This is a genomic window from Mycobacterium sp. E1386, assembly GCF_001672745.1.
In the GTDB taxonomy this organism is placed as follows: domain Bacteria; phylum Actinomycetota; class Actinomycetes; order Mycobacteriales; family Mycobacteriaceae; genus Mycobacterium.
Window position 1 is genome coordinate 25,277 of the sequence record NZ_LZKH01000134.1, and the last position, 21,359, is coordinate 46,635.

The 21,359-nt window shown below is 66.6% G+C and carries 19 protein-coding genes; 8 read left to right on the plus strand and 11 right to left on the minus strand.

The genetic code is table 11. The annotated features are described in order from the left end of the window. The first annotated feature begins 17 nt into the window (after nucleotides 1-17). A complete protein-coding gene (locus A5709_RS14165; protein WP_067943692.1) occupies nucleotides 18-509 on the plus strand; it encodes a DUF2231 domain-containing protein in 492 nt (163 codons plus the stop codon). On the opposite strand, the gene A5709_RS14170 is transcribed toward A5709_RS14165, so the two are convergent. After that, complete coding sequence (locus tag A5709_RS14170) at nucleotides 506-1,003, minus strand: nitroreductase family deazaflavin-dependent oxidoreductase (RefSeq protein WP_067943693.1); 498 nt, start codon at nucleotides 1,001-1,003, stop codon at nucleotides 506-508. The genes A5709_RS14165 and A5709_RS14170 overlap by 4 nt on opposite strands. A gap of 144 nt (nucleotides 1,004-1,147) precedes the next feature. Here A5709_RS14170 and A5709_RS14175 point away from each other — a divergent pair, with 144 nt between their 5' ends. From A5709_RS14175 to A5709_RS14195, 5 genes are all read left to right on the plus strand, one after another. Beyond that, on the plus strand, nucleotides 1,148-1,825 hold the full coding sequence (locus A5709_RS14175) for a TetR family transcriptional regulator (protein ID WP_067943694.1): 678 nt from the start codon (nucleotides 1,148-1,150) through the stop codon (nucleotides 1,823-1,825). Between the two features lie 39 nt (nucleotides 1,826-1,864). Then, on the plus strand, nucleotides 1,865-3,088 hold the full coding sequence (locus A5709_RS14180) for a cytochrome P450 (protein WP_067943696.1): 1,224 nt from the start codon (nucleotides 1,865-1,867) through the stop codon (nucleotides 3,086-3,088). 93 nt (nucleotides 3,089-3,181) lie between these two features. Then, nucleotides 3,182-4,414 (plus strand): Xaa-Pro peptidase family protein, encoded by a 1,233-nt coding sequence (locus tag A5709_RS14185; RefSeq protein ID WP_067943699.1) that lies wholly within the window; start codon nucleotides 3,182-3,184, stop codon nucleotides 4,412-4,414. Beyond that, complete coding sequence (locus tag A5709_RS14190; protein WP_068120420.1) at nucleotides 4,404-5,513, plus strand: Xaa-Pro peptidase family protein; 1,110 nt, start codon at nucleotides 4,404-4,406, stop codon at nucleotides 5,511-5,513. Before A5709_RS14185 ends, A5709_RS14190 begins: the two co-directional genes overlap by 11 nt. Before the next feature lie 219 nt (nucleotides 5,514-5,732). Continuing rightward, a complete protein-coding gene (locus A5709_RS14195) occupies nucleotides 5,733-7,040 on the plus strand; it encodes an HNH endonuclease signature motif containing protein (protein WP_082974025.1) in 1,308 nt (435 codons plus the stop codon). A 10-nt stretch (nucleotides 7,041-7,050) separates the two neighbouring features. On the opposite strand, the gene A5709_RS14200 is transcribed toward A5709_RS14195, so the two are convergent. From A5709_RS14200 to A5709_RS14230, 7 genes are all read right to left on the minus strand, one after another. Next, complete coding sequence (locus A5709_RS14200) at nucleotides 7,051-8,322, minus strand: hypothetical protein (RefSeq protein ID WP_067943705.1); 1,272 nt, start codon at nucleotides 8,320-8,322, stop codon at nucleotides 7,051-7,053. A 4-nt stretch (nucleotides 8,323-8,326) separates the two neighbouring features. Continuing rightward, nucleotides 8,327-9,091 (minus strand): SDR family NAD(P)-dependent oxidoreductase, encoded by a 765-nt coding sequence (locus A5709_RS14205; protein WP_068120421.1) that lies wholly within the window; start codon nucleotides 9,089-9,091, stop codon nucleotides 8,327-8,329. Then, complete coding sequence (locus A5709_RS14210) at nucleotides 9,088-11,403, minus strand: CaiB/BaiF CoA-transferase family protein (protein ID WP_067943709.1); 2,316 nt, start codon at nucleotides 11,401-11,403, stop codon at nucleotides 9,088-9,090. The genes A5709_RS14205 and A5709_RS14210 overlap by 4 nt, the downstream gene beginning before the upstream one ends. A 14-nt stretch (nucleotides 11,404-11,417) precedes the next feature. Then, the gene (locus tag A5709_RS14215; RefSeq protein ID WP_067943712.1) at nucleotides 11,418-12,386 is read right to left on the minus strand and encodes an enoyl-CoA hydratase/isomerase family protein; all 969 of its coding nucleotides are present in this window, start codon (nucleotides 12,384-12,386) and stop codon (nucleotides 11,418-11,420) included. 29 nt (nucleotides 12,387-12,415) lie between these two features. Further along, nucleotides 12,416-13,252, minus strand: a complete 837-nt coding sequence (locus A5709_RS14220; RefSeq protein ID WP_068120422.1) for a mycofactocin-coupled SDR family oxidoreductase — start codon at nucleotides 13,250-13,252, stop codon at nucleotides 12,416-12,418. Then, nucleotides 13,252-14,454, minus strand: a complete 1,203-nt coding sequence (locus tag A5709_RS14225) for a cytochrome P450 (protein WP_067943717.1) — start codon at nucleotides 14,452-14,454, stop codon at nucleotides 13,252-13,254. The genes A5709_RS14220 and A5709_RS14225 overlap by 1 nt, the downstream gene beginning before the upstream one ends. A gap of 236 nt (nucleotides 14,455-14,690) precedes the next feature. Further along, nucleotides 14,691-15,377 carry a TetR/AcrR family transcriptional regulator gene (locus A5709_RS14230; RefSeq protein WP_067943719.1) on the minus strand — a complete coding sequence of 229 codons (687 nt, stop codon included), beginning with the start codon at nucleotides 15,375-15,377 and terminating at the stop codon, nucleotides 14,691-14,693. Nucleotides 15,378-15,547: 170 nt separating this feature from the next. Between A5709_RS14230 and A5709_RS14235 the strand changes: the two genes are divergently transcribed. After that, nucleotides 15,548-16,165 (plus strand): preprotein translocase subunit SecD, encoded by a 618-nt coding sequence (locus A5709_RS14235; protein WP_067943721.1) that lies wholly within the window; start codon nucleotides 15,548-15,550, stop codon nucleotides 16,163-16,165. A gap of 1 nt (nucleotide 16,166) precedes the next feature. Continuing rightward, nucleotides 16,167-16,994, plus strand: a complete 828-nt coding sequence (locus A5709_RS14240; protein WP_067943731.1) for a sugar phosphate isomerase/epimerase — start codon at nucleotides 16,167-16,169, stop codon at nucleotides 16,992-16,994. Between the two features lie 144 nt (nucleotides 16,995-17,138). On the opposite strand, the gene A5709_RS14245 is transcribed toward A5709_RS14240, so the two are convergent. The 3 genes from A5709_RS14245 to A5709_RS14255 all read right to left on the minus strand — a co-directional run. Continuing rightward, nucleotides 17,139-18,458 (minus strand): cytochrome P450, encoded by a 1,320-nt coding sequence (locus A5709_RS14245; protein ID WP_156768044.1) that lies wholly within the window; start codon nucleotides 18,456-18,458, stop codon nucleotides 17,139-17,141. Between the two features lie 560 nt (nucleotides 18,459-19,018). Continuing rightward, nucleotides 19,019-20,254 (minus strand): FAD-dependent oxidoreductase, encoded by a 1,236-nt coding sequence (locus A5709_RS14250; protein ID WP_067943740.1) that lies wholly within the window; start codon nucleotides 20,252-20,254, stop codon nucleotides 19,019-19,021. Continuing rightward, nucleotides 20,254-21,359 (minus strand): sulfatase-like hydrolase/transferase (locus tag A5709_RS14255; RefSeq protein ID WP_067943742.1); only part of this gene is annotated, 1,106 nt, incomplete at its 5' end. The genes A5709_RS14255 and A5709_RS14250, both read right to left, overlap by 1 nt.

The following is a 21,359-nucleotide window of genomic DNA, read 5'->3' on the forward strand; positions in this document are numbered from 1 at the left end:
CACCACCAAGGAGCCCGATGACCATCATCAACGGCATGCCAGCCCATGCCCTGCTGCTGCACTTCGTGGTCGTGCTGGTACCGCTGACCGCCCTGCTGGAGATCGTGTGCGTGTTTTGGCCGACGGCGCGTCGGGGCCCGCTGTTGTGGCTCGCTCTGATATTCGCGGTCGCCACCATGGTGTTGACGCCGATCACGGTGAACGCCGGGGAATGGCTTTACGACCTGAGGGCCAAACCCAGCGCCATCCTGCAGAAGCACGCCACTCTGGGCGCGACGATGACCTACTTCGCCGCCGCACTGCTGGCGGCCGCGCTGGTGCTAGTGGTGATGCGCGTGATCGAACGCCGCTCGGACAAGAGCCGCGTGGTCGTCCGGGCGACCATCGCGATACTCGTTCTTGCCGCTGCCATCGGGTCGACGGTCCAGATCTATCGCGTGGGTGATGCTGGTGCGCAGTCGGTTTGGGGCGACGAGATCGCGAAGCTGAAAAAGTCGCATCCGGGTTAGTCCCCGCCGCGTCGCGATGGGATCTGCGGCGTGAGGAGAAACAGGCGGAACTGGCGCCCGCCCGCGCGGTCTTGGGCTAATTGATAGTTCGGCCAGTGCGCCAGCGCCTCTGACCACGCTTTGTCCCGCTCCTCGCCGGTGAGTAACCGTACCGCCGCGACGAAGCGCTGCCCGCGCCTGCGGACGGTAACCCGCTGCGTGGCTTTCAGATTCGCCGACCACGACGGGTGGCGGTCCCGACCCCAATTGGAACCGACCAGCAACAGCCCATTGTCGACGGGCACGTACTGCACCGTCGCCGTGCGGGCGAGGCCCGTTTTGCGTCCCGCCGTCGTGATCCGCACGTTCGGCAGGCCGGCCAGGTCCAGCACGCCGAGCCGCCCACCCGTCACGAACCGCATCAGCGCCTCGACGGCTTCCGCGACCGGCCGGCCATTGAGGACGAGCCGGCGGTAGGCCGTCGGATTGGCGGCCAGCCGCTGGAGCGGATTCATACGGCGACTGTATTCCCGTGCGGGCCGGCCCGGGCGTCGCAGCAATGAAATCACCTTGACGGAACGGGATTCCAATGCGGACGCGTAGCACACCGCCCGGCGACCAAACTATTAAATAAACTGCTTGATTTAATCAGGCACGCGGTGTTCACTGAGGCGATGACCGCCGAGCGGATGGCCCGGTCCGTCCGATCGACGGGTACGCGGGACGCGATCCTGTCGGCCGCGGAGGTGCTGTTCGCCGAACGCGGCATGTATGCCGTATCGAATCGGCAGATCAGCGAGGCGGCAGGGCAGGGCAACAACGCCGCGGCTTGTTATCACTTCGGCACCAGGACCGACCTGCTCCGGGCGATCGAGAGCAGGCATCGGGAACCCATCGAGGAGCTCCGGGCGCAGATGTTGGACGCCGTCGACGATTCGATCGACCTGCGCGACTGGGTGGGCGCGTTGGTGCGACCCCTCACCGATCACCTGCACGCGCTGGGTACGCCCAGCTGGTACGCGCGGTTCGCCGCCCAGGCCATGGCCGACCCCACCTACCGCCACGTCGTCACCAAAGACGCGCTCACGTCGCCGCTGCTGGTGCGGACCATCGACGGCATCAATCGCTGCCTCCCCGAGCTGCCCAAGCGGGTGCGTTCAGAACGCATGGTCATGGTGCGCAACCTGCTCATGCACACCTGCGCCGAGCACGAAGGCGCCCTGGCCGAACACGGGCCACGGTCGCGTTCGGCCTGGCCGGTCGCCGGCGAAGGCCTGATCGACGCCATCGTCGGCCTGTGGCGCGCACCGGTCCACGTGGGTGCGGCATCCGGCTAGTCCGGCGAAAACCAAAGCAGGCCAGCAGCAAGGAGAACGATGACCGACGTCTCGACCGCCACCGATATCCCGGAGTTCCCGATGTCGCGGGCGCCGGGCTGCCCGTTCGCCCCGCCCCCAAAGGTGTTGGAGCTCAACGCCGACAAGCAGCTCAGCCGGGTGCGAATTTGGGACGACAGCACGCCGTGGCTGATCCACGGCTACGAGGCGATCCGGGAGTTGTTCACCGACTCGCGCGCCAGCGTCGACGACCGGCTGCCGGGATATCCACATTGGAACGAGGGCATGCTCGCGACGGTGCACAAGCGCCCGCGATCGGTGTTCACCTCCGACGCCGGAGAACACACCCGATTCCGGCGGATGCTGTCAAAGCCCTTCACGTTCAAGCGGGTTGAGGCGCTGCGCCCGGCGGTGCAGCAGATCACCGACGATCACATCGACGCGCTGCTGGCCGGCCCCAAGCCGGGCGACATCGTCAGCACGTTGGCGCTGCCCGTCCCATCGCTGGTCATCAGCCAATTGCTGGGTGTGCCCTACGAGGACGCCGACTTCTTCCAGGCCCAAGCCCAACGGGGCATGGGCCGCTACGCGACGGAGGAGGACACGGCCCAGGGCGCGGCATCGTTGGCGAAGTACCTGGCCAATCTGGTGCGGGCGAAAATGCAAAGCCCCTCGGAGGATTTGGTGTCCGACCTCGCCGAGCGGGTCAACGCCGAAGAGCTCAGCGTCCGCGAGGCCGCGCAGTTGGCCACCGGCGTCCTCATCGCCGGTCACGAAACCACCGCCAACATGATCAGCCTGAGCGTCGCGGCCCTGCTCGACCATCCCGACCAGCTGGCGTGGATGCGCGACAGCGACGATCCGAAGGAGATTGCCGTCGCGGTCGAGGAATTGATGCGCTACCTGAGCATCATTCAGACGGGCCAGCGCCGCATCGCGGTCGAGGACATCGACGTGGGCGGCGAGACCATCCGCGCCGGCGAGGGCATCATCCTCGACGTGGCGCCGGCGAACTGGGACTCCCGCCAATTCCCCGAGCCCGAGCGGCTCGACCTGCGCCGGGAGGACGGCCCGCACGTCGGCTTCGGCTACGGCCGCCACCAGTGCGTCGGGCAGCAGCTGGCCCGGATGGAGCTGCAGATCGTCTTGCCCACGTTGCTGCGTCGCGCCCCGAGCCTGCGGCTCGCGGTGCCGGTGGAAGAGCTGCCGTTCAAACACGACGCGCTGGCCTATGGCCTATACGAGCTTCCGGTGACATGGTGAGTAAACGATGATGTCGTCGCAAACCCGCACCCTTGAGATCGGAATCGACAACGTGACGTGGTCGTCCGACTGCTCGCACCACTTGGGTATCTGATGACGAATTCACTCACCCACGGCTCGGTGATCGACATACCCGACGAACCGGACCGGGCACGCATGCGTACGGAAATCGGGGCGCGGCTGCGGTCCGCGATGGCCGACCATGGTGTCGACGCGCTGATCCTGTCGATGAACGGCTACGTCGGGTATGCGACGGGCGCCAGCTGGCCGCTGCTGGACGCGGGCCTCTCGCATGTGGAGCGCCCGGTCGCGGTCGTACTCGCCGACGACGAACATCCGCACCTGTTCATGCCGTTCCGCGGCGGAGCGTCCGCGGCACCCCCGGTGTCCGACGACCACCTGCACGGCCCGGTCTACCTCGAATTCGACCACGGCGTAGGGCAATTCGCGCGCGAGCTGGCCGGGCTGATTCCGCCGGGCGCGAACATCGGCGTCGACGAGCTGACCGGGGCGATGCGCAGGGCAGGCCCCAACCTGTTCCCCGCGGGCGCGCCGACGGACGCGGCGATCGTGGTTGGTGCCGCGCAGCTGGTGAAGACGCGAGATGAGCTGTCCTGCCTTCGCCGGGCGGCCCGCATCACCGAAGAGGCGATGGTGGACGTGCAGGCGGCCCTGGCCCCGGGCGTGCGTCAGACCGAGCTTTCGGCCACGCTGGTGCGTCGCGCCTTCGAGCTGGGCGCCACCACCAACATGCTGGAGGCCATCTGGCAGGTCATGCCCAGCTCGCGCGAAACCGGAGTCTGGACGACCCACGGTGACCTTGCGTTGCCGCTGCTGCCCACCGATCGTGAACTCGCCGCCGGTGATGTGCTCTGGACCGATATCAGCATGACCTACCTCGGTTACTGCTCCGATTTCGGCCGTACCTGGGTTGTCGGCGAGCAGCCCACGCCCCGGCAACAGGATCAGTTCCGGCAATGGCGGGCCATCATGGATGCGGTGCTCGCCGCGACCAAAGCCGGTGTCACTTCCGGTGATCTGGCGCGGGCGGCGATCGCCGCCAACGGTGGCCGCAAACCGTGGTTACCGCATTTCTACCTGGGCCACGGCATCGGCACCTACCCCGCCGAAGCGCCCATGATCGGAACGGATCTCGGCGAAGAATTCGACGACAACTTCGTCTTTGCGCCCGGGATGGTTCTGGTTCTGGAACCAGTGGTGTGGGAGGACGGGACAGGCGGCTACCGCAGTGAAGAGATCGTGGTGATCACCGAAGACGGCTACCTGCCGATCACCGACTACCCCTACTCCCCTTATGGCGACTGAGGTTGTGCCCGACCCCCACCCATTGCGGATGGGCCGTCGGGAACGGGCACTGGCCCAAATGGACGCCCACGGGCTCGACGTCCTGGTGCTCGGGCGGCAGGCCAACATTCGTTATGTCACCGGCGCACCGCAGCTCTGGATCGCCGGGACGCGGCCGTTCGGTCCCATGTGTGTGGTGGTGCGCGCTTCCAGGGACATCTACCTCAACAGCACTGACGACGAGGGGGTTCCGGAGGAGATCGGGCACGATCACCTCTACGGACTGGCGTGGAACCCGATGACGCTCATCGACGTGCTGAAGAAGATCGACGGTGCCGAGACGGCGCGCCGCGTCGGATCCGATGCGATCACACCCACTTTCGCCGCGCTGCTGCCCGAGGCGTTCCCCAATGCCGAGCTCGTCGACGCGGAGCCGGCGATGCGCGCGGCGCGGCGCATCAAGACACCTGACGAAATCGCGGCCATGGACACCGCCCTGCGCGTCGCCGAACGCGGACTCGCCGCGGCTTTGTCCGAATTCGCGCCGGGAGTCTCTGAGCGGACACTGGCCGCTGCCATGATGCAGGCCATGGCCGCGGGCGGGGTGAGCACGCCGGCCACTCAGGACGCCGCCTGGGTGACGTCGAAGGAACACCCTTGGCGCCGTGCCGATTCCGGCGAGGCTCGGCCGGGCGACCTGGTGGCGTTCGCCGCCGGGGCACTGGCGAATGGCTATGTCGCCGAGGTGGGCTGCACCCGGCCGGTCGGTGACGCTCCCCGTGAGCTCTTCCGACGGTCGGACGCGTTGCACGACAGCATGCTTGGGGCCTGCCGCCCCGGCGCACCCACCTCCGACCTGCTCGCCGCCTATCAGTCGGCCGGCGAGCCAATACCGCCGATGCCGATCGCGCACGGATTGGGGTTGGGTTTCGATCCGCCGGTGGTGTCCGAGCCTTTGCTCGCCGCGGGCGAATACGACGAGCTGGAGGTCGGCATGGTGTTGGCGATCACCGGCTATGTGTGGCAGGAGGGAATCGGCGCGGTATTCCGGCGGGACACCGTGCACATCACCGAGGACGGCGTCGATGTGATGACTACCAGCCCGCCGTGGACTGGCTGATTAAGATTTGACCTTCTGCAGCCGCGGATGCCGATGCCGATGCCGATGCCGATGCCGATGCCGCAGTAAAGAAGGCGCGCCCTCTGCTGAAACCACTTGTGTCACTTTAGCTTCAGCGGTCTCAACGGCGGGTTTTTTGTCGGTGGGTGCCGATAGTTTCGCAGTGTGGCTATAGATCGCGACGCTGTGCTGGCAGCATTCGACACCATCGACGCTGCCATGGGCGACCTGGTCGGCTACGACGGTGACGATCTGGCCACTCCCGAGCAATTAGCGATGTTGAAGCGCTGCGAGAAGGTGCGCCGCCAGCTCCCGGCTATCGAGCATCCGCTGATCAACAACTTGGCCCGCCAGGCCACGGCAGAGGAGTTGGGCGGCAAGCTCTCCCATGCGATCGCCGAATCGACTTCGATCAGCCGCGCCGAAGCGTCGAGGCGCATCCAGGAGGCGGCCGACCTGGGGCCGCGGCGCGGGCTAACCGGCGAGCCCCTGGCGCCGATCCTTGCCGCAACCGCCGACGCCCAACGAGACGGAAAGCTGGGCACCGGGCAGGTGGCGGTGATCCGCAGGTTTTTCCGTCAGCTGCCCGGGTGGGTGGACTTCGCGACGCGTCAAGCCGTCGAAGCCGACCTCGTTACCCACGGAATGAACTATCGCCCCGAACAATTGGCCCAGCTCGCCGATCACGTCGCCGATTGCCTGAACCCCGACGGCACCTACACCGACGAGGACCGCGCGCGGCGGCGTGGACTGACCCTGGGCAAGCAGCAAGCCGACGGCATGTCGGAGTTGCGCGGCGTGATCAGCCCGGAGCTGCGGGCCACCATTGAGGCAGTTCTCGCGAAGCTGGCCGCACCCGGCATGTGCAACCCGCTCGACGACGTGCCATGCGTAGACGGCGCACCAAGCCAGGATGCCATCGATGCCGACGCCCGGTCGGCGGCCCAACGCAATCACGACGGGCTGAATGCGGGCCTCAGAGCCCTCCTGGCCTCGGGAAAACTGGGTCAGCACAACGGCTTACCCGCCTCCATCGTCGTCACCACGACGCTGCAAGAGCTGGAGGCCGCCGCCGGGCGCGGCCTGACCGGCGGCGGCACCATCCTTCCGATGAGCGATGTGATCCGCTTGAGCCGCCACGCGCGTCATTATCTGGCGATCTTCGACAAAGGCAAAGCCCTGGCCCTGTACCACACCAAACGACTCGCCTCCCCCGGCCAGCGAATCGTGCTGTACGCCAAGCATCGCGGGTGTTCCGCACCGGGTTGCACCGTGCCGGGTTACTACGCGGAGGTCCATCACGTCATAGAGTGGGCCAAGTGCCGGCGCACCGACGTCAACGACCTCACCTTCGCGTGCGGACCGCATCACCACCTGCTGAAGCCCGGCGGTTGGACGACACGTAAGAACGCCAAGGGCGACACGGAATGGATACCGCCACCGCATTTGGACCGCGGTCAGCCGCGCACCAACACTTTTCATCATCCCGAGAAGCTGCTCCGAGACGAGGACGACGAAGAGCCTTAGCTCAGGTGTCTCATTCCGCGAGCGCGGCGTCAAGCAGCTCCCCCACGCGATGCCGATCCCACAGGAACAGCAGGTTCGACAGCATCTGCAGCGGCGCCCGCACGCTCTCGTCGTCCCGGATCAGTGGATGCAGCCGGCTGTCCGGTATGGCTTCGAATCGCTTGCGGATCAACGCCGGTACCCCCAGCAGCCAGGCGACGCCCATCGCCGCCGCGTACAGCAGTGTGTGTCGGCGCAACCGAACCGGATCGAGCTCCGGACCGCCGCAACAATGGAATTCGGTGACGAACAGCTGCAACAGCTCGTCGAAATGCAAGTCCCACAAGTCGGTTTCGGCGCCAGACATGGCTCCCCAGACCGCCATCCCGAGGTTCATCTGGCCGACGCAGCCCCAGTCCATCAGGCCGCAGCGCAGAACGCCTCCGGGGTCGCGCCAGAACCATGCGTTGTCGATGTTCGCGTTCCAATGGCACAGCGCAACGTAGTCGGAGTCCGTCGACAAGAGGGCCGCGACAGCCTGCTCATAATGCGCGAACCGGGGCACGTCCGCACGCAGGCGCGCCACCAACTCGGGTGAACAAGCGGGCAGCAGCCCGGGGCGGGTCTCGGCGAAGTCGGCCAGTTGGTCAACGCGGCGCTCGAGCTTGGCCGGGGACAGCGCCGCCCGATCCCCCACCGTCGCGGTCGCCACGTCCAGCGGGAAGGGCGCGGTCAGCTCGGCCGGCAGCCGGCCGGATCGATGGGTGCCGGCGAGCCGGGCCAGCGCGGTGATCAGCGCTCGGTAGTGCTCGAGGGGTTCGGGCATCTCGTAGTCCAGGCATTTGTGATACTTCGGTTCGATCCCGTTGCCGCCGAATCGGATCCGCTCGGTGACCAGTATCCCGGTGCCGGTCCGGCGGTGATAGTCGGCGAACAGCACCCGGGGTACGGCGATCGGAAATCCCGCCGCACCGGACAGCGCGGCGAATCGCACTTCGGGTTCCATCTGGGTTCTGCCGCGGTCGCGCGCGGGGTCGTCGAAATCGCGCGAGAACTTGACGAACAAGTCGGCGGGCAGACCCGGGGCCGGATGAGCGTATTCGACCGAGAGCATCGCCTTGCGTCCCGTGCTGCCGCCGGCAACCTCAGCGAACCCGGTGACGCGGGCGATACCGTTGTCCCACAACGCACCAGAGGCGACAAGCGTCTCCGTGAGGAACGCCGCCGCACCGCTTTTCAGCGCCGCGGGGTCGGCCGGAAACGCCAACCCGTACCGGTCGCCCACGGCCCAATGTGAAGTCAATTGCTTACCAGGTTTGTTCGGCCGCGCGCACCAGCATGTGGTTGACGGCCACCCGGCGGTCCCGGGTCACCATGAACAGCACCGCGTCGGCGATGTCTTCGGGACGCAACTTGACCATGCCGGCGGTCTGGCGCTCGATCGCCTCCCGCGACGATTCGGCGAGGTGGGTGAAGATTTCGGTATCGACCGTTCCCGGGCCCACCACGCCGACCCGGACGCGCTGCCCGAGCACCTCCTGCCGGATGCCCTCGCTGAAGGCGTTCACGCCGAACTTGGTCAGCGAGTAGACCGCGGTGTTCGGTCGGGCCACCCACCCGGCGGTCGAACTGATGGTGACCAGGTCGGCGACACCGCGCGGCGAGTCGGCGGCGGCGGCGATCAGGTGCGGGAGCGCCGCCCGCGTGACGTACAGGACCCCTTGCACGTTGACCGTCACCATGGCGTCCCAATCCTGCAGCGACGCCTCGACCGCCGGTCCGGATTGCATCAGCCCCGCGTTGTTCACCACGGTGTCGAGCCGGCCGAAATGCGCGACGGCGCGCTGCACGCCCGCCGATACCTGCTCGGCGTCGGTGACGTCGGCCGCCACCACCAGCGCTGTGCCACCGGCGGATTCGATATCGGCTTGCAATTCGGCGAGCCGGTCCGCGCGGCGCGCGAGCAGGGCCACGGCCGCGCCCTCCGCGGCGAGCGCTTTCGCCGTCGCGGCCCCGATTCCGCTGCTGGCACCGGTGACCAGGGCCGCGGTGTGTGCAAGTTTCCCCGTCATGCGCCCAGTATCTCGTGTAGCACGTAGCCGGTGTGCTCGCCCAGGTCCGGCGCGCCGCGGGCGATACGTGCCTGGCCGCGAGCCATCCGCCAGGAGGGCCCGACAATCGGGCGCTGGCCCTCACGATGGTCGCTGACGAACCGGTAGAGCTCGCGGTCCCACAGCCGTTGATCACCGATCACGTCGAGAGCGGTCGCACTCTTGCCGGCCGGGACGCCCGCCGCGCGCAGGCGGTCCGCGAGTTGCTCGGCTTCATGGCACCGGGTGAGTTGCGTGAGGCGGGCGTCGAGCGTCTCGGCATCGCACCGTCGCCCCTGCATGGTGGCGTAGCGGCGTTCTCGGGCCAGCGATCCCGCGCCCAGCACGTCGCACAACCGACGCCACTGCGCGTCGTCGGCGACGGCCACCGAGATCCAGCCACCGTCCGCGCAGGGATAGCAGCCATGCGGGCACAGGTCCGGATGGTCATTTCCGTTGGGCCCGAGGGCCTTTCCGTTCAGGGCATGCTCGAGCAGGCAGTCGCCGATCATCGATGACAGGGTTTCCACGGCCGACAAGTCGATGAACTGCCCGGCGCCGCTGACCTCGCGATGCAACAACGCGACCACGGCGGCGTATGCGGCCGCCGCGCCGACGGTCGAATCGCCGTAGCGCATGCTCGTCCCGAGCGGCGGCCCGCCGCGATAGCCGACCAGCGAAGCGAGCCCCGCGAGCGCGGCGAAGCATGGCGCGTAGCCGGTTTGGTGACCCAGCGGTCCGTCGTTGCCCCACATCTTGATCGACACGGAGATGATGTCCGCCTTGATCTCGGTCAGCTGATCATGGCCGAGACCTTGACGTTCCATCGCGCCCGGGCGCAGGTTGTTGATCACGATGTCGCTGCGGGCGATCAGCTCACGCAGCTGCGCCATGCCGTCGCTGGACTTGATATCGAGGTCCACGCTGAGGATCTCGGGGTTGATGCTGAGGAAGTAGGGCGCGTGGTTGATGTCGGTGCCGCCGTAGGCGCGCATCTCCTCGGGGCTGCCCGCGGTCTCGACCTTGATGACCTCGGCGCCCAGCATCGCCAGCAGCTTGCCCGCGTAGGGCCCGGCCCACACCTTGGTGAGTTCGACGACCCGAACCCCCTGCAGCGGTCCGCCGCGCGGATCCTTGGGCGGCTTGAGTTGCGCCGACCTGACTCGGGACCGCGGGCGCGGGGCATCGATGCTGCCCAGGACCTGTCCGGTGTGCTCGCCGAGGGCCGGTGCGGCGGAGGCGATTCGCGCCGGGGACGCGCTGAAGGCGTATGGCACCGTCGGGTACGCCGCGTCACCCAACACGGGGTGCCGCACCTGCTGGAAGAAACCGCGATGCCGGTACTGCGGCGAATCACGCAGGTCTGCGGCGCCGTTCACCGGCACCAGCGGCACACCCAGGTGTTGGGCTCGATCGGACACTTCGTCCTTGGTGAGGTCCCGGATCCACGCCGCGAACCCCCGATGGAACGCGGCCACCTTCTGCGGGGTGACGGAAAACTCCAGCCAGTCGTCGTCGAACTCGTCCAGCCAAGCCGGGTGGCCAACAAGTGCTTTCAGGCCAAGCCAGTGCGTTCGGCTCGTCATGTACAGGTACACGAAACCGTCGGCGCACGCGAAAAACGCTGCCGGGCCTGCCTGGTCGTAGTCGCTGCGGTGGCCTTCGGCGGTCACCTCACCGGTGATGAACCGGCCGATGATGCAGTCGGCGCGGGAGGCCAGCACGGCGTGCGCGGAGATGTCGATGGAATCGCCGTGGCCGCTGTGCAGGCGCCCGAAGAGCGCCGCCGTCACGCACAGCGCGGCGTCGAGTCCCGCTTCGTAGTCGGCCAGGAACCGGCCGGGCCCCTGCAATGGCGGCTTGGCGGGGTCGGGGTGGCTGGGAGTGTGGTATCCCCAACCGCTGGCATGGAAAACGTTGATGCTCTCGGCATTGCCGAACTCGGCGGGCGCGTCCCGCCCGAACGGTGTGATCGAACAGAAAACGACGGACGGATGCCGATCGGACCCGCCCGAGTCGCGGTCTTCGATGACCGCGTCGGCCGAAGCGATCAGCTCCTGCAGGCGGTCGGGATCCAGCACGACGGACTGCTTGTTGGTGTTGAGGTACGCGAACAACCCGCTGCCCTCGGGACCGTCGGCGAGGATGGGAGCCATCGCGCGCGTCGGGCTGCCGCGCCCCGGCTCCTCGACCTTGAGGACCTCGGCACCGAAGTCGGCCAACAACTTTCCGCAGTACTCCCCCGCCACGGACCCGGCCAGCTCGACGACCCGGAAACCCGCCAGCGCCGACATGCGAGATCAGACGGTCAGGGCTTCGCACGTCCCGAACGGCTCAGGCGCCACTCCGGCGGGAAGTTCAGGTCATTGTCCTTCACCACGTTGTTGAGGCCCTTCTCGAAGGTGCCCGCGGTCAGGTCCACTTCCTCGGCGTCGTTTTGGATCATCGGCAGCATGCCCTCGACCATGCCGGTGAGCAGACTGCCGAAGTATTCACCCTTGTGCTGTTTGTAGAGCTCCAGGAAGGTCTTCTGCACCGCGACGGTGTCGGTCGGGCGGGAGCGGGAGCACGCCATCGCGTACTTCAGGGTCTCTTCTTCTAGCTTCTCCCGGGGCACCACGCTGTTGACGAAGCCGCATTCATACATCTCCTTGGCGCTGAACGGCCTTCCGGTGAACAGCATTTCGGAGAACTTGCGCAGCCCCATCGTCTCGGCCCACCACCACAGCCGCGGTCCCCAGCCCACGTAGCGAAAGGCCGGGTGCCCGAACAGCGCATCGTCCGAGGCGACCACCAGGTCGGCGTCGCCGGCCTGGTAGAAGTGCCAGCCGTAGCAGTAGCCCTTGGCCTCGATGATGCTGATCTTCCGCAGCTCCTGAAGCGGGCGGTTTCCCGCTCGGGCCTTGGCATAGAAATCGGTGACGGTCGACAGGTAGCGATACGATCCGCCGGGCGGGTACTTGACGTCATCATCGTTGATCGCCAGCTCGTGCAGCAGCGGCATCCCGGGGTTCTCCAGCATTCCCCGCTGCTCGGGCAGGTCGCCCCCGCTGCCGAAATCCTCGCCCTCGCCCCGGATCACGACGACCTTGACGTCGTCGTCGACGTTGCACTTGTGGATCAGGTCGGCGTAGTTCTGCCGCATGCCCAGGGTGGTGGAGTTGAGCTCCTCGGGGCGATTGAAGGTGATGTAGGCGATCCGGTTCTTCTTGTCCTTCTCGAACCTGATGTACTGCTCGGCTTCCTTCTTCATTTCTTCGTAGTCGTATTCGGGCATCGTCGTCTCCAACTTCTCTTGAGATAGCGTTATTTGAGCAAGCTGCCCGCGTCGACGGGAAGCGAAACGCCAGTGACATAACGAGATTCGTCAGAGGCGAGGAACAGGACCGCGTTGCTGATGTCCACCGCGTCCACCCACGGCACCGGCAGGGTGTGCATCATCTGGGAGATGGGAGCGAAGTCGTCCGGGCCCGGATTGTCGAGGTCCGGGCGGAACAGCCGGAACGTGTTGTCGTTCATCACCATCGTGGTGCTCACCTGGGTGGGTAGCACGGCGTTGACGCGGATCATGTGCTGACCGAGCTCGACGGCGAATGCACGCATCAGGCCGATGACGCCGTGCTTGGCGGCGACGTAATGGCCGGTGTTCGGGTAGGCCTTGCGCCCGCCGACCGAGCTGGTGAGCACGATCGATCCGCCGCGACCACCGGAAAGCAGGTGTGGAACGCCCGCTTTGACCGTGTGCCAGACGCCGCTCAGGTTGATGTCGATCATGTCCTGCCAGACGTCCTCCCGGATCTTGTGCAGCTTCCTGCCGTCGGTACCCACGCCCGCGTTCGCGACGATGACGTCCAGCCGCCCGAGTTGTTCCACGCCGGCGTCCACGGCGGATTTCAGCGCGTCGTAGTCGCGGACGTCGACCTGCGCGGTGACGATGCGACGATCCTGAGCTTTGACCAGGTCGGCCGTCTCGGCCAGGTCGTCCGGCGTCGAGTGTGGATAGGCCAGGTTCTCGATGGGCCCGCAGACGTCGATCGCGATGATGTCGGCGCCCTCCTGCGCCAAGCGCACCGCGTGGCTGCGGCCCTGACCGCGGGCGGCGCCGCTGACGAACGCGACCTTTCCCCCGACGCGTCCGGCCATCAGGGCACCACGGTGGGCAGTGTTTCCCAGCCGCGCACCGACGACGTCGGGCTGAGCGTGGCGCTGGCCAGGTCGGGCTCCCACTCCGGGAAGCGCTTGAGGATCTCCTCGAGGGCAACGCGGCCTTCCAGCCGGGCCAGCGCCGAACCCAGGCAGAAGTGGGCACCAACGCTGAACGTCAGGTGCGAGCGGGCGGGGCGGTGGATGTTGAATTCGCCCGCGTCGGGACCGAACTGCCGCTCGTCGCGGCAGGCCGACCCGAGCAGCATGAGCATCACGCTGCCTTCCGGCACCGTCTGGTCATAGAGGCTGACGTCGCGCGTCACATAGCGCGCCATGTGCGGCGCGGGCGGCTCGAAGCGCAGCAACTCCTCGATTGCCTGCGGGATGAGGCCGGGGTTCTCGACGAGCTCGCGACGCTGGTCGGGGTGCTCTGCGAGAACCTTTCCGGCCCAACCGATCAAGCGCGTCGTCGTTTCGTTGCCCGCTCCGGCCACCACGTTGAGGTAGACCAGTATCTCCTCGCGCCTCAGGCGCCGCGTCGTGCCGGTTTCGTCGACGAATTCGACGTTCAGCAACTCGGTCATGATGTCGTCGGACGGATTGTCGGCACGCCAATCGATGTAGGCCTCGAACTGCTCGCCCACTGACAAGCCATGCTCGGCGGCACTCATCGGCTTGCCGGGTTCGGTGCGCAGTTGGGCGTTGCCGCGATCGCGGATGTACTCCTGGTCTTCTTCGGGAATCCCCAGCAGTGCGCTGATGACCTTCATCGGCATGATGGCGCCCAGGTCGGTGACGAAGTCGAACCGCCCCGACCCCACCAATGGATCCAGCGCCTGCGCGCAGAACTCGCGGATCATCGGCTCCAGCGCGGCGATCTTGCGAGGGGTGAACATGCGCGACAGCAGTTTGCGATGCACGTCGTGTATCGGCGGGTCTTCGAAGATCAGCATGCCCGAAGGGATCTCGAGGTTGGCCTTGATCAGTTCCATGATCACGCCCCGCGCGGAACTGTAGGTGCCGTAGTCGAGAATTCCCTTGTTCACATCGGCGAAGCGGCTCAGCGCGTAAAAGTCGTATTCGGAGTTGTAGTACAGCGGCGCCTCGTCACGCATGCGCTTGAACATCGGGTACGGATCGGCGATCAGCTCGACGTCGTACGGGTCGAATCGCACATGGCTATCGGTGCTCGTGGTCACGAAATCCCTCCTACCGCTGCCTTTTACCGGCATCCGTACGATTTGGCAGCGCTGGATCCGGTTCGGGCAATTTATACACTCCGCTTAAATGCGTTGCTGTGACATGCGCATGGGCTGGGCTGAAATCGGCCCGTCATCACGGCCTAACTCTATTCTCGTAGAGAACCATACGGCGAATGGTCTGGCAAGACCCCATGCCGCATAAGCCGTCACCGATTCACGCATGTTCGGCCCGCTCAGCCGAGCGCCGTCGCCCGGTCCCGGCCCGTGGCGCGCCGGCCGGCCGTGTCGGTCAGCCGGCCCTGCTGCGGGCTCCGCAGAATGCCGGCGGCGATGGCCGACAAGATGCCGTCCAGCTGCTCGGGACTGTCGACGATCCGGTCGCCGTGCGCGTACCGGACCAGCAGGCCGTTGATGAACGTCAACGTCACATTGCTGAGGTCCTCGACCACGGCGGGCTCCAGGTCCGCGCCGTGCGGCATGAGCTGGACCAGGATCTCGCGGTGCAGTTTGGTGAATTCGTCCGTGGCCCGCTGCAGGATTGCGGCCAGCGCCGGGTCGCGGGCGGCCTGCATGGTCAGCTCGTAGCGCGCCTTGGTACGGAACAGCTGCGGCTCATTACCGGATTGAATGACCACCTGGGACAGTCGCGAGGGCGAGGGGTTGTCGCCCCGGCCGTCGGAGTCGTCGGCGACGGACCGTAGGTCGGCGAGGTCGAGCTCGGCCATCCGCTCGGCCACGGCGCGCAGCAGCGCCGAGCGGGTGCGGAAATAAAAGGACGTGGTGCCGTCGGGCACGCCGGCCTTGCGGTCGACCTTGAGGTGGCTTAACCCCTTGGCCCCGTCGTCGGCCAACAACTGGATCGCCACATCGCATAAGTCGCGGCGACGCTCCCCGGGATTAGGCTTTCGGCGTTTGTCCATGACGTCTCGGATCCAAACCTTACTCTATTTTCGTAGTGTCAGAAAGGGGTCGGGCGCAGGTTGCGGCCGCCCCGGTGGGCCATCATGTCGGCCGTGCGCGAACTCCCCTGCGCCGCAACGACTCACCACGCGTACCGCGGCACCGGGTTTTCGGCTGCAAGAATGATCGAATGATTGGGCGTCGAGTAGGTGAGAATCTTGGTGCGGTCGGGCGCCGCGCGGCGTGCGTCGGCCTGCTGGCGACCCTGTTGTGCGGCTGCCACTCGGCGCGCCACCAGGCCGCACCCACCACGTCGAGCGCGGGCACCACCACCACCACCACGACGCCCAAGCCAATACCGCCGCCCCCGCCGATCGTGAAGATCGCACCGTTGCCCGTGCGCCCGGTGACCAAATCGCAGCCGGCCAGCGCGCAGAAGTGCCCCGCCACCGACTCGAATCGACCGGTGGTCCCGACGGACGCGATCACCGCGTGCGACATCGGCAAGACCACCGCGTACACCTTGGGCCCGGAGTCCATGCAGCTAGGGTTGTTGAACGTGGACCCGCCGAAGGCGCTGACGGCCGACTTCTACGAGGTGACCCTGATCCTGGACCCACCGTCGGCGGCGGCGTGGGCGTCATACACCGCCGCGCACCTGCAGGACCACGTGGCGTTCGTCCGCGGCAATCTCGTCCTGGAGGCGCCGATCATCGAAGACCAGGTCACGTCCGGGCGCATCGCGCTGACAACCCAGACCACCCAGGGCGCCGCGCAATTGGCGCAACTAGCCGGCCGGCCATCCTGAGATGACAACGGGCGCCGACCGGCTCGGCATTGGCATGCTCAGCGTGTTCGGCCTTCCGCCAGTTGAATTGGTCAACCTGGCGGCAGATCTGGGCTGCCGTTACATCTCCGCCGCGCTGCAGGGGATGCCGTTGTTGCCACTCGGCTATCCCCGCTTCTCGCTCAAGGATGACGCCGGCCTGCGGAAAACCCTGCTCGCCGCGATGCACGACCGCGGCGTGACGATCTCCCTCGGCGACGGCTTCCTCGTAGCGCCCGGCGCCGACACGAGCGCGTTCTGCACCGATCTCGACGTCCTGGCCAAACTGGGCGTCCCGCGGATCAATGTGGTCAGCCTGGACCCGGACTTACCGCGCAGCTTCGACCAGTTCGCCGCCCTGACCGAGATTGCCGCGCAACGGAATATCCAGACGCTCATCGAACCGGTGCCCGGCCTGACCGTCGGCGACCTGCCGACCGCGCTGGCCGCCTTGCGACATGTCGGACGCCCCGACTTCCGGTTACTGATCGACACCATGCACCTGGTGCGCTCCGGTTCCGGCGCCGCCGCTCTCGCCGCGATCGACCCGGCGCAAGTGGCTTACGCCCAACTCAACGACACCACGCTGCGGCCGCGCATCGAAAACTACATGGAGGAAGCCATGTTCGAGCGCATGGTTCCCGGCGAGGGTGAACTGCCCCTGCGGGACATCCTCTCGGTGCTCCCGTCCGACATCGTGATCGAGATCGAGGTACCGCGACGGTCGTTGGCGTTGTCCGGGGTCAGCCCGATCGACCGGCTGCGACCATGCGTAGAAGCGGCGCGGCGGTTGCTGTCCGAGATGCCGTGACACGGCGCCGTGACCATGATGGTGGCTACAGCGCGACCGGTGGGGTGCCGGTGTTCAAAGCCTTCACGCAAAGCGGTGCAACAGAATTCGCCGCTCGCCAAGGTCGGCGATGGTCCGTGTCAGTCCAGCGGTCAGATCCCTGAGTTAGTCCAGGGTGCAGGGCAGTGCCTTGACACCGTGGACGAACATCGAGCGCAGCGGATCGGGCGGAGCCGTCGCACGCAGTGTCGGGAACGCAGCTAGCAGTGTGCCCAGCACTACGCGCATCTCCATCCGCGCCAACCCCGCTCCGAGGCAAAAATGTGGTCCACCGGCTCCAAAAGCTTGATGATCGCGGGCGTTGGAGCGCAGGATGTCGAAGCGCGACGGGTCGGGGAACACGCTCGGATCGTGGTTGGCGGCCAGATACCACACCACGACCTTGTCTCCGGCAGCGATCTGAACGTCGCCGAGGACTGTGTCCGTCGTTGCAGTCCGCCGCATGTGCAGCACCGGTGATGACCAACGGAGCACCTCCTCGATGGCGTTGGAGTGAAGTCCGTCGAAATCGCCCGCCAGGGCGACGCGTTCGTCGGCGTGCTCGCTCAGCAGGTGCATCGCCCACGCCAGTGCAGTCCGAGTGGTGTCGTTTCCTGCCGCGGCGAGCAGGATCACGAAAGACCCGAATTCCGCTGCGGTGAGCCGTTTCCCGTTGACCTCGGCCTGCATCAAAGCGGAGGTGATGTCATCGCCAGGATGCCGGCGTCGCTGCCTTCCAAGGTCGATGGTGTACTCGAAGAACTCGCTGACCGCCTGCAAACTGGTAGCGATGTCGCTGACGTGGCCGTCGTTGACGCCCAGGATCAGGTCAATGAGTTCACGCAAGCGCGTGCGGTCGCCGACCGGGATTCCCAGCAGGTCCGCGATGACTTGGAACGGAAGGCTTGCCGCCACAGTGTCGACGAAGTCAAACGTACGACGCTCCCGGATCTCTTCGACGATGGCGTCGGCCAGCCTGCCGACGCAATCGGTCATGCGGCGAATTGATCGGGGTGAGAACGCCACCTGTGCGAGACGCCGATACTGCTGATGCTTGGGATCGTCCATCACGATGATCGAGCCAAGGATCTCGAGCAGATCCGGAGGCATGTCGTCCAACGAGAAACCAAGGGTGCTCGTGGACCTCTTGGGGTCCCGGGTCACCGTACGCACCCCGGCATAGGACGTCACCGACCAAAAGCCACGCCCATCCTGCTGCGGAATGAACTCAACACCCCCACTGCGGGCGCGCAACGTAGCGAAGTGCTTGAGGCGAGTTTGAAGGTCAGTCTCCCAGAACGGGCTCAGCAGCGAGGGGTTCACCGCGGTTTCCATACTAAAAAGTATGGCACGTCGTCCGAGTATATCAACCCAGACTCGCGGACTAAATCCGCAGCAACCGGCAAGTCGCCGCAGTAACAAACGCAAAAATTCCGTCGAGCGCACCAGATGGGCTTGAATCCATACTGGACACCCAAGAGCGACGCCTGGTTCTACGCAGGCCTTAGGAGGCACTCAAAGCTGAGGAATTCAGCGAAGAAAGCAGCTCTCGAACCAGTGGTTCGAGAGCTGCTGCGTTGGCCGGGTCGACTACGTGCAGGGAACCCCGTGCGGCCCGCCAATCCAATGGCCGGGTGGCGACTGCCACGGGCAAATCTGCTTGACCTGCCCCGGCGGCAGCGGGTTCCAATGCCCATCGTCGACAACGTGCGGACCCGGCGGAACCGGCGGAGGCCACGGTCCCGGGTGCGCACTTGCCATACCGGTACCGAGCCCAAGTGCCGCCGCGCCCAGCGCGCCGGCGACAGTGGCTTTGCCTGCTAACTTCTTGATATTCACGATTGCTGGCCTCCTCTCGATCCGTGCCTCGCCCGCAGGCGGCGTCCGCACCGCGGGGATCGGACCGAATTATGACCTCAATTTGCTCATGAAAGCCTACCCCCACGCGCGAGAATTCAAACCGCCCCCGCTGCGACCAGGGGATTTGCCGATACCGGAGCGCTGATTCAGCCGTCGTGGTCAGCGGGGGCGCGGCGCGCGAATTCCGGCGCATGCTCGGGCCGCACGCCGACGCCGACAAAGTAGGCCGGCACGGCCGACAGCCACGGCAATCGTTTCATCAGGCCGAGCAGCGCCCCGGGCGGCGTTGGGTCCGCGCCGCGCAACAACGGCCCGAGCAACATGTGGTGCAGCACCTGCTGCACCAGCTGGGTCACCACCGTGGGCAATACGCGGCGGCGGTGCACCGCGGCGAGCTCGCGACCACTGACCCGGTGTCGTCGCAACGGTTCGGCCAGTATCGTTGCGGCCGCGACGGCATCCTGGATCGCCAGGTTGATGCCGACCCCGCCCAGCGGCGACATCGCGTGCGCCGCATCCCCGATGCACAGCAGCCCGTCGGTGTGCCAGCGCCGCAGCCGATTCACGTGCACGTCAAGGTGTTTGACGTCGTCCATGGATTGCAGCGCCGCGACAGACTCGGGCATGTCCGGTAGCAGCTCTTCGACGTCGCGCCGGAACGCCTCGATGCCGCGCGCCCGCAGCTGGGCGTCGGTGCCCTTCGGCCCGAGGTAGGCGATCTGGAAGTAACCCTCCCGCGGGATCACGGCGAGTCCCTTGCCCGGACCGAGGCGGGGCAGGAAGGAGTATTCGGTGTCTTCCTTGTGCGGCAATCGGAACCACCACACGTCAAACCTCACCGGGTATTCGCGCGCCTTGAGTCCGGCCTCATGTCGGACGATCGACCAGCGGCCGTCGCAGGCAACGGTCAACTCGGCGCGCAATTCACCCGGGCCCTCGGGCCCGCGGTAGCGCACTCCGGCAACCCGGCCGCCCTCCCACAGCAAGCCGGTGACTTCCGTGTTCATCCGCAGCGAGAAGCTCGGCTCCTCCTGTGCCGCGGCGGCGAGGAGGTTGAGCAAGTCCCACTGCGGCACCATCGCGACGAAAGGGTGGGGCTGGCGCAACCGCTCGAAGTCGACGTAGGTCACCGACCGCCCGTTGGATTCGAGTTTCGCGGTGCGGACCTCGGTAAAAGGCAAGGCCGCGAACGGTTCCCACAGGCCCAGTTCGTCGAGCAACCGCATGGTGGTCGGGTGGACCGTGTCGCCGCGGAAGTCGCGCAGAAAGTCACCATGCTTCTCCATCAGTGTCACCTGCACACCCGCCCGGGCCAGTAGCAGCCCCAGGACCATTCCGGCCGGGCCGCCACCGACGATCGCACACGAGGTTGTCTCAGCCATCAGGCCTCGGCCTCGAAGTCGAACACCGAGACCGGATCGAGGATGACGCCGTTGTCCTCGACGTAGCGGTCCCACAACGTCAGCAGCTCGCCCAGCTTGTCCGGGTGCGACTCGGCGAGGTCGTGGATCTCGCCCGGATCGGCAGCGAGGTCGTAGAGCTGCCAGCCGCCCGGGCCGTATGGTGCGGGCAGGTGCAGCGCCTTCCAGTTCCCCTGACGAATGGCGCGGCGGCCGAACAACTCCCAGCCCGTGCCGGTATCGGCGTCATGCACGGCCTCCGCGCCGCCCGACAGATACGGCACCATGGAGCGGCCGCGCATCGGTGCCACCTCACGCCCGCGATACGTCGTGCCGGGATGCGCGGCCCCCGCCAGTTCCAGCACCGTCGGGGCGATGTCCATGACGGTGCTGAACGCGGTCCCCACCTCCCGTTGCCGGTCAAAGCCGGGCCAGGTGACGAAGCCGACCACCCGGATGCCGCCCTCGGTGGTGAAGGCCTTGTGCAGCCGTGACGGCGCGGTGGCCGCTTGCGCCCATCGCGGCCCGTACCAGATGAACGAGGATGGCCGGCCGAGGTTGTCGACGCTGTTGTCGCAATGCTTTTCGATCTGCGCGGCGATACGCGCACCGTGCAGCGGCATCGCTTCGACGATCGCACCTTCGGCACCGTTGTCGGAGAGGAAGATAACGACGGTGTTGTCGAGTTCGCCGCTGTCCGAGAGGTATTCGATCACCCTGCCGATGTTCCAGTCCATCCGGTCGACCATCCCGGCGTAGACCTCCATGCTGCGGGCCGACACCGCGCGCTGTTCGTCGGTCATGTCGGCCCACTCCGGGGCGCCGTCGGCGACGACCGGATGCGCCTCGACGTCGGGCGGGCACAGACCCAGCCGCTTGAGGGCCGCGAGCCGCTCTTCGCGAAGCGCGTCCGGACCGGCGTCGTAGCGGCCACGGTATTTCGCGATCGATTCGTCCGGCGCGTGCAGCGGCCAGTGCGGCGCCTGGAAGGGCAGATACGCGAAGAAGGGCCGGTCGTCGCCGGGCGCCCGTTCGCGCAGGTACTGCAACAGCTTGTCGGTGTAGAAGTCCGACGAGTAGAAGTCGT